This window comes from Flagellimonas cixiensis (genome assembly GCF_042134615.1).
Taxonomy (GTDB): Bacteria; Bacteroidota; Bacteroidia; order Flavobacteriales; family Flavobacteriaceae; genus Flagellimonas; species Flagellimonas cixiensis.
The window spans coordinates 1,242,339-1,256,075 of record NZ_CP169639.1 but is presented as its reverse complement, the minus strand read 5'-3'; the positions used below and the strand labels follow the sequence as shown (position 1 = coordinate 1,256,075).

The following is a 13,737-nucleotide window of genomic DNA, read 5'->3' as shown; positions in this document are numbered from 1 at the left end:
GGATTTCGAATGATTTTTAAATAGGATGAAAAATGACCAAACTAAAAATGAACCAAAAAAGACCAATCATACAATTTTTGTAACCAATTGTAAGATACCGTCGGGAAACATGGACAAATATTTGGAAATTTGGGCCAAATATTAGGTAAAGAACCCTATTTCTCCCGACAAAGATCCGGCATTGGAATAGGGTTTTAAAGTAAAGTTTGAGTTAGTTAAGTTGGTTTTAAAGTCTGCCCGTTAGGTGTTCATCCCAAACGGGCAGCTTTTGTTATAGGTCAAATTTGATCCCTTGTGCCAATGGTAATTCTGTTGTGTAATTGATAGTATTGGTCTGTCTGCGCATATAAACCTTCCAAGCATCGGAACCGCTTTCGCGACCTCCTCCAGTTTCTTTTTCACCACCAAATGCACCACCAATTTCGGCACCCGAAGTTCCAATATTTACATTGGCAATACCGCAATCCGATCCGTTTGCGGATAAAAAGTGTTCCGCTTCTCTCAAATTATTAGTCATTATGGCTGAAGACAACCCTTGAACCACGCCATTTTGTTGTTCGATGGCATTTTCAATTCCCCCAGAATATTTTAAAAGGTATAAAATGGGAGCAAAAGTCTCTTCTTGTACAATATTAAAACTGTTTTTAGCTTCAACAATGGCTGGTTTTACATAACAACCACTTTCATAACCTTCGCCTTGCAGCACACCTCCTTCAACCAAAATGGATCCGCCTTCTTTTTTGGCTTCTTCCAAAGCATTCAAATAGTTGTCTACAGCGTCGGTGTCGATAAGTGGCCCCACATGGTTGTTTTGGTCCAATGGATTGCCAATACGAATTTGGGCATAGGCATTGGTAATAGCGTCTTTCACTTGGTCGTAAATAGATTCATGTATAATCAATCTACGTGTTGATGTACAACGTTGACCTGCCGTGCCCACAGCACCAAATACGGCACCTATTACGGTCATTTTAATGTCCGCATCTGGAGTTACGATGATGGCATTGTTTCCACCCAATTCCAAAAGAGATTTACCCAAACGAGCTGCAACAGCCTGAGCAACGATTTTTCCCATTCGAATGGAACCTGTTGCCGATACCAATGGAATTCGTTTGTCATGGGTCATGAACTCCCCAACCTTATAATCCCCATTGATGAGACAAGAGATCCCTTCGGGCATGTTATTTTCTTTTAAGATTTCGGCAATTATATGTTGACAAGCCACTCCAGTGAGCGGAGTCTTTTCGGAAGGTTTCCAAACACAAACATCGCCACAAACCCATGCCAAAGCAGTGTTCCATGACCAAACTGCTACTGGAAAATTAAAGGCCGAAATAATTCCAACCACTCCCAGCGGATGATATTGTTCGTACATCCGATGCCCAGGTCTTTCCGAATGCATGGTAAGTCCGTGCAATTGTCTGGAAAGGCCAACAGCAAAATCACAGATATCTATCATTTCTTGCACTTCGCCCAGTCCTTCTTGGTAAGATTTTCCCATTTCGAAGGAAACCAATTTACCTAGCGGTTCTTTTAGCTCGCGAAGTTTATTTCCAAACTGTCTAACAATTTCCCCGCGTTGCGGAGCAGGAAGGGTACGCCATTTTTTAAAAGCTGCGGTAGCAGTTTCCATCACTTTTTCATAATCCTCTGGTGAGGTGGTCACCACTTTTCCGATAAGTGAACCATCAACTGGCGAATAAGAGGCAATGGTTTCTCCCGAACCAAAATTGTTGATCCCAGTGGAAGTTCCATTATTTATTTCTTGGAGCCCAAGTTGATCTAGGGCCTCTTCAATTCCAAAAGAAGTAGTAGTAATTGACATTTATAACTTTTTTAGTGTGAAATGTTATATTTCTACAAAAATAACGATAAAGATTCAGAGCTAGATCATTATTTTAAATTGAATTCCTTGTAAGGAATCCAAAGCAATGATATAAAGTATGATTCCAAGAAGAGCAGGTAGTGCCTGCACGGTAAATATTTTTTTGGAAACACTGATGGCACCAAATATCCCTGCAACGGCTACACAGCTTAAAAAGAAAATCGCTACATAAACTTGCCAAAACGGGTCAGGAATTAAAAGTGACCATATAAGACCGGCAGCCAAAAATCCATTGTACAGTCCTTGATTGGCAGCCATATTCTTGGTAGGCTCAAAAAGTTCTTGGGGAAAATTACGAAAAACCTTTCTGGCCTTGGTGGTCCATGCAAACATCTCCAACCATAAAAAATAGCAGTGCAACAGAGCCACAATGGCTGTAATTATTTTAGCTAAAACCAGCATTATTCTTCTTTTGAAATAAAACGTTCATCTACTGGCATTACCGTGCCACAATTATCACAAGTTCTAAGTTCCTCTGAACCGTAAAAGTGTTTAAAATGAGCCAAAAAGTCTTTTTCAATATCATTTAAAGTGAAATAGGCCTCGTACAATTTATGGTTACAATTATCGCAGAACCAGAGCAGTCCATCGTCTACGTTCATGTCAGCCCTTTTGCGTTCCACTACAAGCCCAATGGACCCTTCGTGACGTACTGGGGAGTGTGGTACTTTGGCCGGGTGCAAGTACATATCGCCAGGTCCTAGTTTCATGGTTTTTTTCTCACCATTTTCCTGGATGTGCACTTCGATATTGCCTTCCAATTGATAAAAGAGTTCTTCCGTTTCGTTATAGTGGTAATCTTTTCGCGCGTTGGGGCCAGCGACGATCATTACAATGTAATCTCCTGACTCTTTATAAAGGTTTCGGTTTCCTACGGGCGGTTTTAGGGTGTCCCTGTTTTCTTCAAGCCATTTGTTTAGGTTAAAGGGAGCTTGTATTGCCATAATGAAAGATTTCACGAAAGGTAAAAAAAACCTTTGGGGCATCATAGCAAATCAAAAAAAAGACCTGCACTCGAGCAGGTCTTTTTAAAATGTATATGTTGGGTGGATTATTCCACTTTTATGAAAATCTCCGTGTAATAAGGCCTTCCATCTTTATCCAATTGAACGCTCAAAGTGGTATGGGTAAAATCCCCTTCCATGGCTGACCTGTGGGTGGCACTTTCCAACCAAGCGTTCATAGTAATTTCTGCAGAACTATAAAATCTCGCCACATTTTCCGATATGGAAACAGCGGACATTTCTGCGGCTATTTTTTCAGCTCTATCGTCAAAATTATCATGGCTCAACGAATTTTGAGAAATCATATAGTCATTATGTTCCTCGGCATATTTGTACGAAGTTGTGCTGATTTCAAGCTCATTCAATCCAATCGATACACGATGATCGTTGATGAGGCTAAGCAAAGATTCTTCCATTGCCACAGGATCAATGGAAACTTTTTCATTTCCAGTAGTCGATTGGGTGTATTCCAATTCATCTTCAAACGAGTCGCTGCTGCAACTTGTAAATGTAAAAACCCATGTTAGGGCAATCAACAGGCCAAGTAATCTTTTCATTATAAAGTAATTTTCGGAGTGTCTCAAGCTCCTAAGTGTTCTCTTATTGCTAAACTATTGGACAGTAGGGCATAGTCCATAAATTTTCCACAGGAAGCAGATTCTTACGTCAAAATGCAAGTATTTGGGGTCGAGCAAGTTTATGGAAGTAGAAGGGATGTAGCTTATCGATGAAACCGCACCGTTTATAAGATTTCGGACCTTGGTTCTATTTCTGGAACCTCATCAAGATCGTTTTCAAGAACCCATGAGAACACAAGAGCACCGATTTCTTTTATCGGTTCATAGAAAACAGATTGCGCTTTGGTCTCCTCATTGACCATATTTAAAGGGGAAGTAAGTTTTTCAAAGAAAATGAGTAGCGCTCCCAAAATCACAGCGACTTTTAACAAACCGAAAATACCCCCTGCAATTTTGTTCAAAAGTCCCAGCATGGCAAAGTCTGCAATCTTGGTCAAGAATTTTCCAGCTAGGTTAACCACAATAATTATCGCAAAAAATGTAATTAAAAAAGCAGCGATTTGAATGTACTGTTCATTCCAGTCCAATCGGTCCGAAAGGTATTCGCCTGTGATGTATGAAAAATGAATAGCACCGTAGAGTCCCGCAATCAAAGCAATTAAAGTGGCCAATTCTACAAAAAGGCCATTTCGTAAGCCTTTGTAAAGGCCCCAGACCAAAAGAATTCCGATAACAATATCCAAAAAGCTCATATGTGGGTTTTAACAAATATAGAATATTGATTTGTACCTTTGGTACTCATTGCAAAACACATGTCTAGAGACGTACAATTAAAGGAACGATGGGAATTTTTAGTGGAAAAACTATCTGCGCAATTTTCTGATGGAGATCCACTGGAATTGGATGGGATTGTGTATTTGGTGGGGGTTCAGGAATTGGGCAACTTTCATCGAAAATTCAAGAAGGATGAAAAGGTAAACCTGATGCATATTGCCATTTGTAGGCTATTGGAACCTTATGGCTATTATGATTTTGATTTTTTTGATGAGGATGGTTGGCCACATTATAAGGTCAAGGAACAGTTACCTCCATTAAAGGCGGGCGAACAATCGGTTTTAATGAAGGAAGCATTGGTCAATTATTTTTTGGAAAAAGAGTACATTACTTAAATGGAACTGCAAAAACCCTACTACGCCGTAATTTTCACTAATTTGAGAACTTCTGGAGATAACGGTTATGGCCAAATGGCGGAAGAAATGGAAACTTTGGCCCAAAAACAGCCCGGATATTTGGGTTTTGAAAGCGCTCGTGATGGCCTGGGCATTGCTGTAAGTTATTGGGAAAGTTTGGAAGCCATTGCCAACTGGAAATCCCAACTAGATCATAAACAAGCCCAAAAAAATGGTATCGAAACTTGGTATTCTTGGTACAAAGTTAGAGTGTGCCGAGTGGAGCGAGAATACGAATTCAACAAATAAAATTTTATGGAAGGGAACATCAATTTTTCAAATGTAAATAGAAAAGAAACCCTTCAAAAAATTACTAAGGACACGTATGACCTCATTGTGATTGGTGGCGGAATTACCGGGGCTGGAATTGCTTTGGATGCCTCATCTAGGGGAATGAAAGTATTGTTGCTCGAAAAGGGCGATTTTGCTTCGGGAACCAGCAGTAAATCCACCAAATTGATTCACGGAGGGCTACGGTATTTAAAACAATTCGATTTTTGGTTGGTGAAAGAAGTGGGTTCCGAACGCGCCATTGTGCACAAGTTGGCCCCACATTTGGTATTGCCTGAAAAAATGTTGCTTCCTTTGATTGAAGGGGGGTCTTATGGAAAATGGTTGACTTCTATTGGACTTAAAGTTTATGATATTTTGGCTCAGGTAACAGGTGATGACAAACGCCAAATGCTGGAGAAAAAAGAGGCCTTGAAACTGGAACCACTTTTGCCCAAAAAGATATTGAACGGTGCGGGTTATTATGCTGAATATCGAACCGATGATGCCCGTCTTACCATGGAAAACATAAAGACCAGTCTTCAGTACGGAACCCAAGCTTTTAATTATACCAAGGTTACCGATTTTGTGTATGAAAATGAACGCGTGGCCGGAGTTAAATTTTCTGATGGGATATTAGGCGAAACTTTTGAAGTTTCATCCAAATATGTGATCAATGCTGCGGGGCCATGGGTGGATGAATTACGAAGTGTAAACCATTCCAAGAAAGGCAAGCGATTGCATTTGACCAAAGGCGTGCATTTGGTGTTTCCAAAGGAAAAACTGCCCGTAAAGCAATCCGTGTATTTCGATATTCCCGATGGAAGAATGATGTTCGCCATTCCTCGTGGCAAGGTAACTTACATTGGTACCACCGACACCAACTTTAATTTGGATAAGGACCATGTAACCACCGATATCGCCGATGCCATCTATTTGGTATCCGCGGTAAATAATATGTTCCCCGATATAAATTTGGAATTGGATGATATTATTTCCTCTTGGGCCGGATTACGGCCTTTGATTCATGAAGAGGGGAAATCGGCCTCAGAACTTTCCAGAAAAGATGAAATTTTTACATCGGATAGTGGTTTGGTAAGCATTGCAGGCGGAAAATTAACGGGTTACCGAAAAATGGCTGAGCGTGTGGTCAATCGTATTGCCAAGGAAATGGAGGAGGGTTTTGATAAAGACTTGAAGCCATGTACTACAGATAAGATTCCACTTTGCGGCAACGGTTTTAAAAAATTCAAGCACGTAAAAAAATATATTGTGGAGGTTTTCGAGCGTATTGAAAAAGAGGGCTTTAAAAAGTATGATGCGTGGTATTTGGTAACCACATATGGTAAACAGACCGATACTATTTTGGAGCTCTACGCTAAAAATAATGGTGAAAATTCCAAAGAAAGAATGATAAGGGCTGAAGCCCAGTTTGCCATCGCTTTTGAAATGGCCGTGAACCCTTTGGACTTTTTCATTAGGCGAACTGGCAGGCTCTATTTTGATATTGAAAGTGTTCGCAGCTACATGCAACCCGTTTTTGAGGAATTTCAACAAGCCTATTCCTATTCCGAAGCACAAATGACTGCATTTAAAGAGCAACTAGAAACTGAATTGGAGGAGCATTCCAATTTTTCGTTGGATAGGGGTTAGTCCAACTTCTCCGTTAACTTTTCAAACACCTTTTTCGGGTTCTTGTTTTTATAAAGCACTTGGTAAACGGCATTAATAATGGGCGTTTTGGACTTTTTTTCCAATTTTTCCATCAATAAATGGGCGCTTTTGGTGGCGTAATACCCTTCGGCCACCATGTTCATTTCCATCATGGCACTTTTTACGGTATACCCCTTTCCAATCATATTTCCGAACATACGGTTTCTGCTGAACACCGAGTATCCGGTTACCAACAAATCCCCTAAATAGGCAGAGGCATTAATGTTGCGTTTCATTTTATAGACACGATCAATAAAGCGCTTCATTTCGCGGATGGCATTGCTCATCAAAACACTTTGAAAATTATCCCCGTACCCCAAGCCGTGGGCAATTCCTGCAGCAATGGCGTAAATATTCTTCAACATGGCGGCATACTCCGTGCCGATAATATCATCCGAAATTTTGGTGCGGATATATTCACTTTTTAAATGCTTCGCTACCAATTTGGCCTTATCGGCATCTGCACAAGCAATAGTAAGGTAAGAAAGGCGTTCCAAGGCCACCTCTTCGGCATGACAAGGTCCAGTAAGCACACCAATGTTTTCAAAAGGGATATTGTAAGTAGTATTAAAATGTTCACCCACAATTAACCCTGTTTCGGGAACAATCCCCTTAATGGCCGAAAAAATGATTTTATCTTGTAGGGAAACCGTCAGATTTTTCAATTCAGCATCTAAAAAAGCAGAGGGAATGGCAAAAATAAGCACATCGGATGCTGCGGCAATTTCGTTGATATTGTGACTTAGTTGAAGCTGTTCCACATCAAACTCCACCGAACTCAAATAATTAGGATTGTGCCCTTCTTTTTCAATATGGCGAATAGCAGAATCACTGCGCATGTACCATCCCACCTGATCCAAGTTTTCCGTCAACATTTTTACGATGGCCGTTCCCCAGCTACCGCCTCCAAATACTCCAAACTTGAGTTTTTCTTTCATGTGTACAAATTAGGGTGTAAAGCTAAAAAATAAAATCAAGGCATCATTATAAATTGATTATCAAATAGTTAAAGAATTTGGCACAATGCTTGGTTTACACAAGATGAACTTTAAAACCTCGATTATGAAATTAGGAAAACTACTTTTAGGATTATTGGCAATTAGTCTTTTGGCCAGTTCTTGTTACACCGAGGTGATCATAGATGATGATTATGTGGAGGTTACACCTGTGAACACTGCTTTGATTATGGAGGCGTATGATCTTTGGTACGTGGATATCAATGCGTCATCAGCTAATGGTGAAATCCCTTTTTTACAGCGAGCATTTACCATCACTTTTGATAGAGGAATTATATATGCCAATAACAATCTTGTGGATATTGGTAAAACCGGAAATGGTTTGGGAATTGATGTGGGAACCTACGGAATCTTTGGTACCGGATTGGAAGTAGATCATGATTTGGACGGACTTTGGTTGTTGGATGTTTACCAGTTAAATGCCAATACTGTTGAACTGTATGATGCCAGCACAAATTCAACCTATGTGCTTAAAGGGTACTATGCAGGTAATTTTGATTACGATGCTGTTTTTTACGACAACATCCATTATTTCTTGCAGGAATACCAAGTTTGGGAGAAGACCTATACCAGCGAATATGGAGTATTGAACGAGTTTGATGAAGAAAATTATCTGCAGTTCAATGCAGATGCAGGAGGGTTTTTTAAATCATCCATTGATGCACAGGGAATTCCACTTTCCAATATTCAGTGGGATTATGAAGGTGATTATGTGGTCTATGATGTGGCCAATGACCCTACCCTTAAAACATTAACCTTGGATTATGACTTTTTAGGCAATGATTATTTTGAATTGTACGTTATTAACGATAGCACCATAGAATTGTACCATGTATCAAGCGGAACGGTTTATAAATTTACTGGCAGAGGATACATTCAATTTTTGAAATCAGACGGTTCGGGCAAAAAACGTTCAAAGGAATCCAACCCCACCATGAACGTGACCCGACAGCGAAAAAAATAAGTCAAGTTTGACTGTAAAATTCATTTTTTGGTTGGTTAGTTGAGAATCGCCCCAAGCGTTTGAGTTTGGGGCGATTCTTATTTTATGCTGAATTACCGTGGTAATTCCTGAAGAACAGGATATTTCAAAAGGGCAATTCTACTTAGAATACCAAAGAAATTCAAGCAAACTAAATACGATACTGCAAAATAAAGTTTGTTGGGAGAAAAGTTATTGGGATTGACTAACTAATAGATTATCAAATCCTTAAAAATTTCCGAGCGATTAGGGTCTTGCAGTTAATAATGCTATTTTTGCCCGCTTCAAGAACGAAGCCATGAAAAAGTACCTCAATCTTTTCGATTTTTCCCAAAAAGTAAACTACCGAACAGAAATATTATCGGGACTGACCGTTGCTCTTGCTTTGGTACCCGAAGCCATTGCCTTTGCTTTTATCGCAGGCCTATCTCCCCTTACCGGTTTGTATGCAGCCTTTGTGATGGGTTTGGTCACTTCCATTTTAGGCGGTAGACCCGGCATGATTTCCGGTGCTACTGGCGCCGTTGCGGTAGTAATCGTGAGTTTGGCCAAGGAATATGGAGTGGAGTATGTTTTTGCAACCGTGGTACTAGCTGGAATCATGCAAATGTTGGCAGGATTCCTTCGTTTAGGAAAGTTGATGCGGTTGGTGCCACATCCGGTGATTTTTGGATTCGTGAACGGTTTGGCGGTAATCATTTTTATGTCGCAGATGAGTCAGTTTAAAACTCCAGATGGTGATTGGCTTACAGGAAGTACCATGTTGATTTTTCTTGGATTGGTGTTGTTGACCATGTTGATCATATGGGGATTGCCAAGGCTTACCAAAGTAATTCCAGCCTCTTTGGCTGCCATTTTGGTTGTTTTCGGCATCGTATTTTTCTTTGGATTGGACACCAGAACCATTGGGGACATCGCTTCCATTCAAGGTACTTTTCCTCCATTTCACATTCCCGATTTGCCTTTTACATGGGAAACCTTGCAGATTATTTTTCCGTTTGCTGCAATTGTTGCTGGGGTAGGTTTAATTGAAAGTTTATTGACCTTGAACATTGTGGATGAAATTACTGAAACCCGTGGTCGAGGTAACAAAGAAGCTGTAGCACAAGGAACCGCAAACATTCTTTCCGGACTTTTTTCTGGGATGGGTGGTTGTGCCATGATCGGTCAGAGTTTAATCAATACTTCCAATGGGGCAAGAGCTCGACTTTCTGGGATTTTTGCTTCTATTATGTTATTGGTGTTCATTATGTTCGGTTCCAGTTTAATTGAAAAAGTGCCCATGGCCGCACTAACAGGTTTGATGATCATGGTAGCACTCGGTACTTTTGAATGGGCGAGTTTGAAAACCTTCCGACGCATGCCAAAATCCGATGTTTTGGTGATGGTACTGGTGACTTTGGTGACCATTTTCCTTCACAATTTGGCATTGGCCGTTTTGGTTGGTGTGATCATTTCAGCCTTGGTGTTTGCATGGGACAATGCAAAACGCATCCGAGCTAGAAAGTACACAGATGAAGATGGCGTAAAACATTACGAAATCTACGGCCCGTTATTCTTCGGAAGTACCACTTTGTTTGCAGAAAAGTTCGACGTACTTAATGATCCAGAAGAAGTAGTAATTGATTTTGCTGAAAGCAGATTGGTGGACATGTCCGCCATTGAAGCGGTGAATAAAATCACCGAGCGCTACCGGAAAGTGGGCAAAAAAATTCACCTTAAACATTTAAGTAGGGATTGTAAGAGGTTGTTGGCAAATGCCGACGCTATAATCGAGGTAAATGTATTGGAAGACCCAACGTATAAAGTTGCGGTAGACAACTAAGCATCTTATTCTTTTGTTACACCCAAAAAAGGATTTACGTTGGGGTTTTGTGGATTACCACTAGATCTTCGCATTAATGTTATTTGACCTGTGTGATAAATGCAGTCGGAAATCATCCCATTGATCATGTTCCAATAAGCAAATTCCGATTGTTGTTCACCGCGCTTAAAGATCACTTTAAAGTCCTCGATTTCCTCTGCACTTGACCCTAACACTTTTTCACTTGCTTTTTTCAGGTTTTGCAAGGTCAAAGCCCTAAGTTCCTCATAAGAATAGGAGGGTGGATTGGCAGGTTTTTCATAAGGCAATGCATCAGGAGCCAATAATATATTAAAGCTCATGGTATTGATGTGGTCTATGGTTTCCAAAATGGAACGGCCATCTTCGGAGGGTTTATAGGCCAAATCCTTTTCTGTAAGTCCTTCTGTGGCCCAATAAAATCGATATCCCAATCCATCAATCATTCGTGAAATAAGATTTCCAGGCCCAAAATTTTCGGGCTGTGGGGGAATTTGTTTGTACGGAAGTTCCATGTTTTGTGCCTGAAGTTGGGTCATAAACAAACTAAGTATGACCAAAAAGCTAAATTTTTTCAATATCAATCTATTTTTTTAAAGACAAGCAAGTTTGCCTCATTGGGATTTGACAAGTATAAGCGATTATTTTCAATTTTATAGGCAGTACCTGCCTGCAATGCGGTCAAGAATTCAGATTCTTTTTCCATGGATGGGCATGCCATTCGAGTCCCGGCAATTTGGGTAAAGCGCAACAGGCCGTTTTCAAAAAATAAACTACCCGTCATTCGGTTACAGCCTGAAAAACCAGAAATACGATTGGTGTTTACATTTACTTCCATATTGGGCACATCTTTTCCGTTAAAATCTGCCGCGGTAACTGCAGCACCCTTCATGGATTCCAATACCCAAATATCATGCAGGCGATAATCGGTGATGTAACTACCACAGCCTTCGTAAACCACAGTTTCTTCGCTGCCCGTACTTTTATATGAAACGGTAACCGTATATGGAGACTCTTCGCCCGACATGGCATTGGTGCACGGTTTGTGGGCAATAATTACATCCATTTCGGTGGCTTCGGTTTTTATGCGATACAAGCTAATGTTGGCATCTTGAGCTTTGATTGCCTCAGTAGGAGGGGTCATGATGGTATCTTCCATGGTTTTTAATTCTACCCGGTTTTCATAAAGCGTAAGTCCCCAAAAGGGTTCGGTGCCATTTGCTTTAAAATAACTGCCATCGGGTTCAAACGCCAGAGGTTCAATAGTTCTTTTAATTTCATTCTTCATTGTGTCAACGGATGTTTCAACAGGTTGTGATTCTGGTTCCGGTTGAGCTTCTTTTTTCTTTTCTGCGCAATTGGAAAACAAGAAAAGAGCCGTCAATGTAAATACTATTTTTTTCATGGTGTTACGGATTTAAATCGCATCATTACTATATCACCCATTAACAGGTTGAGTTTGTCGTCCTCAAAAGAAAAGCCATCTATTTTTTTCATCATTTCCAAGAATTGCCGCTCGCTTCCACCACAAAACATCATGGTAGTAGGTCCAGGTTCTCCAAAGGAAAGAGCGTTTTCGGAAAGTGTATAATCTGCCCTGTACCCGTTGCAGCTATCGGTGCCCGACACTTTTCCAGTTTCTTGTTCGAAGGTGAGTTGTGGTTTTTTATCGGGGAATAATCCATCAAAGGCAATGCGAGGACCGGTAATGTATTCCAATTCCCAAGTTTTGCCAAATAAAGCATTGGAGGGGGATTTACTACTCGAACAGGATGCTGCTAAAATAAGAGCAGAAAAAAACAGGATGATAGAGGCCTTCATCTTTATATGTTAATGGTTTAGTGACAGAAAAGTACTAAAAAATAAGACGTAAAGCACCTCTTTTAAGGGTTAATAAAAGGCTAAATCCTTGAACTATTGATTACGTTGGCTCCAGATTTCATAAATGGGCGCTCCTTTACTGCTAAATCCGGAATGATGCCAATTTCCATCCTTGAGCTCATAATTGAATTCCAAACCGGCCCCAACTCTGGAATCGTCCCGAGAGAAAAACCCAATGTTTTCGGTGTATTTACCGTCAATGGTGGTATAAGTTCCGCCTCCAGTACCCATAAATTCTTTGGTTTCAGTATTGTAGGCTATCCATTGAAATCGGGTGCCCGATAAAATTTTCATGGTTTTTCGTGGGCCCGAGGTATCTCGCATTTGGATTTCACCATCCCTTTTTCGACCAGAAATCAGCCATGCGCCGAAAAGGTCGCCAGGTGTTCCATTGTCAATTTTGGTCCAACTCAATTTTCCCAATTCCAAAGTTTTATTTTTAATGGAGTAGGTTTCCGTTTGGGTCTTGCCTACAGTGCCTGAATCTCCTGATGCAAATTCATAAGTTAGATTCAGGCCATCCTCATTAATTTTATAGCTACCTCCTTTTGTTCCTAAAAACTTTCCGCTTGGTTTTTCAAAAAAGGCTTCAGAAAAATAAGCTCCTGTGAAAATAAGAGTATGCTCCACTTGGTTTCCGTTGTCATCCGATTCTACCGTGGTCCATGCGCCATCTAAACTTTGAGCGGTGGAAACATGACCAAAGAACAAGGAGCAAATAATCAAAAAGAAGTTTTTCATGGGATTGCATTTTACCCTAAAATAAAAAAATGCTGTTGCTTAATCTAGTAAACAACAGCATTTTAAATGTATTGGTGTGGTTTTTATAGCGTTCTCAGGTATTCAGCAATGTCTCTAGCTTCTTCTTCCGTAAGGTTTTGGTTTAGCATGATCGCATTGTTGTATTCTTTCAACAAAGCTTGTGCAATGGGATCTTCCTTCAACATTCCATCAGGATTTAGAATCATGTTCATAACCCATGCTGGACTTCTTCTTTCGTAAACGTCTTTTAAGGCAGGACCGATCATTCTTTTGTCAACCATGTGGCAGGCTACACAGATAGCTTCAAATTTTGCTTTTCCACGATCCGCCATAGCTTGGTCGATATCTGCTGGGAATTCAAAATCGGAAATTGGTCCCACACCGTTATTATCCAAGTCAACAGGAACACCAGCTTTGGTTTCGGCCGCTTTTTCTTCAGTTTTGGTACGGCTCACCTCAAAACCATCTTTCTTTTCTTCTTTCTTTCCGCCGCAACTTGCGATCATAGCACCAAGTGCCAAAAACAGGACAACTTTTTTCATTATTACTTTCTTGATGTTTGTTTGTGTAAATGCAGCTACTAATATAGGTATTTAGGGTGTAATAATGGAAGGGTTTTTTGTTTTGTCCCTCA

General features: G+C 40.4%; 16 protein-coding genes. 5 read left to right on the top strand and 11 right to left on the bottom strand.

Annotation, left to right across the window (positions count from 1 at the left end; genetic code table 11):
* Positions 1–271 precede the first annotated feature (271 nt).
* The 5 genes from ABT310_RS05560 to ABT310_RS05540 form a co-directional block, all read right to left on the bottom strand.
* Positions 272–1,825 carry an aldehyde dehydrogenase family protein gene (locus ABT310_RS05560; protein WP_375325757.1) on the bottom strand — a complete coding sequence of 518 codons (1,554 nt, stop codon included), beginning with the start codon at positions 1,823–1,825 and terminating at the stop codon, positions 272–274.
* A 60-nt stretch (positions 1,826–1,885) separates the two neighbouring features.
* The gene (locus ABT310_RS05555) at positions 1,886–2,287 is read right to left on the bottom strand and encodes a DUF1304 domain-containing protein (protein WP_375325756.1); all 402 of its coding nucleotides are present in this window, start codon (positions 2,285–2,287) and stop codon (positions 1,886–1,888) included.
* Positions 2,287–2,829 (bottom strand): 3-hydroxyanthranilate 3,4-dioxygenase, encoded by a 543-nt coding sequence (locus tag ABT310_RS05550; protein WP_375325755.1) that lies wholly within the window; start codon positions 2,827–2,829, stop codon positions 2,287–2,289. Before ABT310_RS05550 ends, ABT310_RS05555 begins: the two co-directional genes overlap by 1 nt.
* A 107-nt stretch (positions 2,830–2,936) precedes the next feature.
* Complete coding sequence (locus tag ABT310_RS05545; RefSeq protein WP_375325754.1) at positions 2,937–3,446, bottom strand: CAP domain-containing protein; 510 nt, start codon at positions 3,444–3,446, stop codon at positions 2,937–2,939.
* 185 nt (positions 3,447–3,631) lie between these two features.
* Entirely contained in the window at positions 3,632–4,159 is a 528-nt protein-coding gene (locus tag ABT310_RS05540) for a CvpA family protein (RefSeq protein WP_375325753.1), read from the bottom strand.
* A gap of 60 nt (positions 4,160–4,219) precedes the next feature.
* Here ABT310_RS05540 and ABT310_RS05535 point away from each other — a divergent pair, with 60 nt between their 5' ends.
* The 3 genes from ABT310_RS05535 to ABT310_RS05525 are packed head-to-tail and all read left to right on the top strand — an operon-like array spanning position 4,220 to position 6,559.
* A complete protein-coding gene (locus tag ABT310_RS05535; protein ID WP_375325752.1) occupies positions 4,220–4,576 on the top strand; it encodes a hypothetical protein in 357 nt (118 codons plus the stop codon).
* The gene (locus ABT310_RS05530) at positions 4,577–4,885 is read left to right on the top strand and encodes an antibiotic biosynthesis monooxygenase family protein (protein ID WP_375325751.1); all 309 of its coding nucleotides are present in this window, start codon (positions 4,577–4,579) and stop codon (positions 4,883–4,885) included.
* 6 nt (positions 4,886–4,891) lie between these two features.
* Complete coding sequence (locus tag ABT310_RS05525; protein ID WP_375325750.1) at positions 4,892–6,559, top strand: glycerol-3-phosphate dehydrogenase/oxidase; 1,668 nt, start codon at positions 4,892–4,894, stop codon at positions 6,557–6,559.
* Here ABT310_RS05525 and ABT310_RS05520 read toward each other — a convergent pair.
* Positions 6,556–7,557 carry an NAD(P)H-dependent glycerol-3-phosphate dehydrogenase gene (locus tag ABT310_RS05520; RefSeq protein WP_375325749.1) on the bottom strand — a complete coding sequence of 334 codons (1,002 nt, stop codon included), beginning with the start codon at positions 7,555–7,557 and terminating at the stop codon, positions 6,556–6,558. The genes ABT310_RS05525 and ABT310_RS05520 overlap by 4 nt on opposite strands.
* A 124-nt stretch (positions 7,558–7,681) precedes the next feature.
* Here ABT310_RS05520 and ABT310_RS05515 point away from each other — a divergent pair, with 124 nt between their 5' ends.
* Together ABT310_RS05515 and ABT310_RS05510 are read left to right on the top strand one after the other, a co-directional pair.
* A complete protein-coding gene (locus ABT310_RS05515) occupies positions 7,682–8,599 on the top strand; it encodes a nicotinic acid mononucleotide adenyltransferase (RefSeq protein WP_375325748.1) in 918 nt (305 codons plus the stop codon).
* A gap of 316 nt (positions 8,600–8,915) precedes the next feature.
* The gene (locus ABT310_RS05510; protein ID WP_375325747.1) at positions 8,916–10,442 is read left to right on the top strand and encodes a SulP family inorganic anion transporter; all 1,527 of its coding nucleotides are present in this window, start codon (positions 8,916–8,918) and stop codon (positions 10,440–10,442) included.
* A 5-nt stretch (positions 10,443–10,447) separates the two neighbouring features.
* On the opposite strand, the gene ABT310_RS05505 is transcribed toward ABT310_RS05510, so the two are convergent.
* From ABT310_RS05505 to ABT310_RS05485, 5 genes are all read right to left on the bottom strand, one after another.
* Positions 10,448–11,038, bottom strand: a complete 591-nt coding sequence (locus tag ABT310_RS05505; RefSeq protein WP_375325746.1) for a DinB family protein — start codon at positions 11,036–11,038, stop codon at positions 10,448–10,450.
* A 2-nt stretch (positions 11,039–11,040) separates the two neighbouring features.
* Complete coding sequence (locus tag ABT310_RS05500; protein ID WP_375325745.1) at positions 11,041–11,865, bottom strand: META domain-containing protein; 825 nt, start codon at positions 11,863–11,865, stop codon at positions 11,041–11,043.
* Positions 11,862–12,281, bottom strand: coding sequence for an META domain-containing protein (locus ABT310_RS05495; protein WP_375325744.1), 420 nt, complete (start codon positions 12,279–12,281; stop codon positions 11,862–11,864). The genes ABT310_RS05500 and ABT310_RS05495 overlap by 4 nt, the downstream gene beginning before the upstream one ends.
* A gap of 93 nt (positions 12,282–12,374) precedes the next feature.
* The gene (locus tag ABT310_RS05490) at positions 12,375–13,082 is read right to left on the bottom strand and encodes a membrane or secreted protein (protein WP_375325743.1); all 708 of its coding nucleotides are present in this window, start codon (positions 13,080–13,082) and stop codon (positions 12,375–12,377) included.
* 83 nt (positions 13,083–13,165) lie between these two features.
* Positions 13,166–13,645, bottom strand: a complete 480-nt coding sequence (locus tag ABT310_RS05485) for a c-type cytochrome (protein WP_375325742.1) — start codon at positions 13,643–13,645, stop codon at positions 13,166–13,168.
* Between the last annotated feature and the right edge of the window lie 92 nt (positions 13,646–13,737).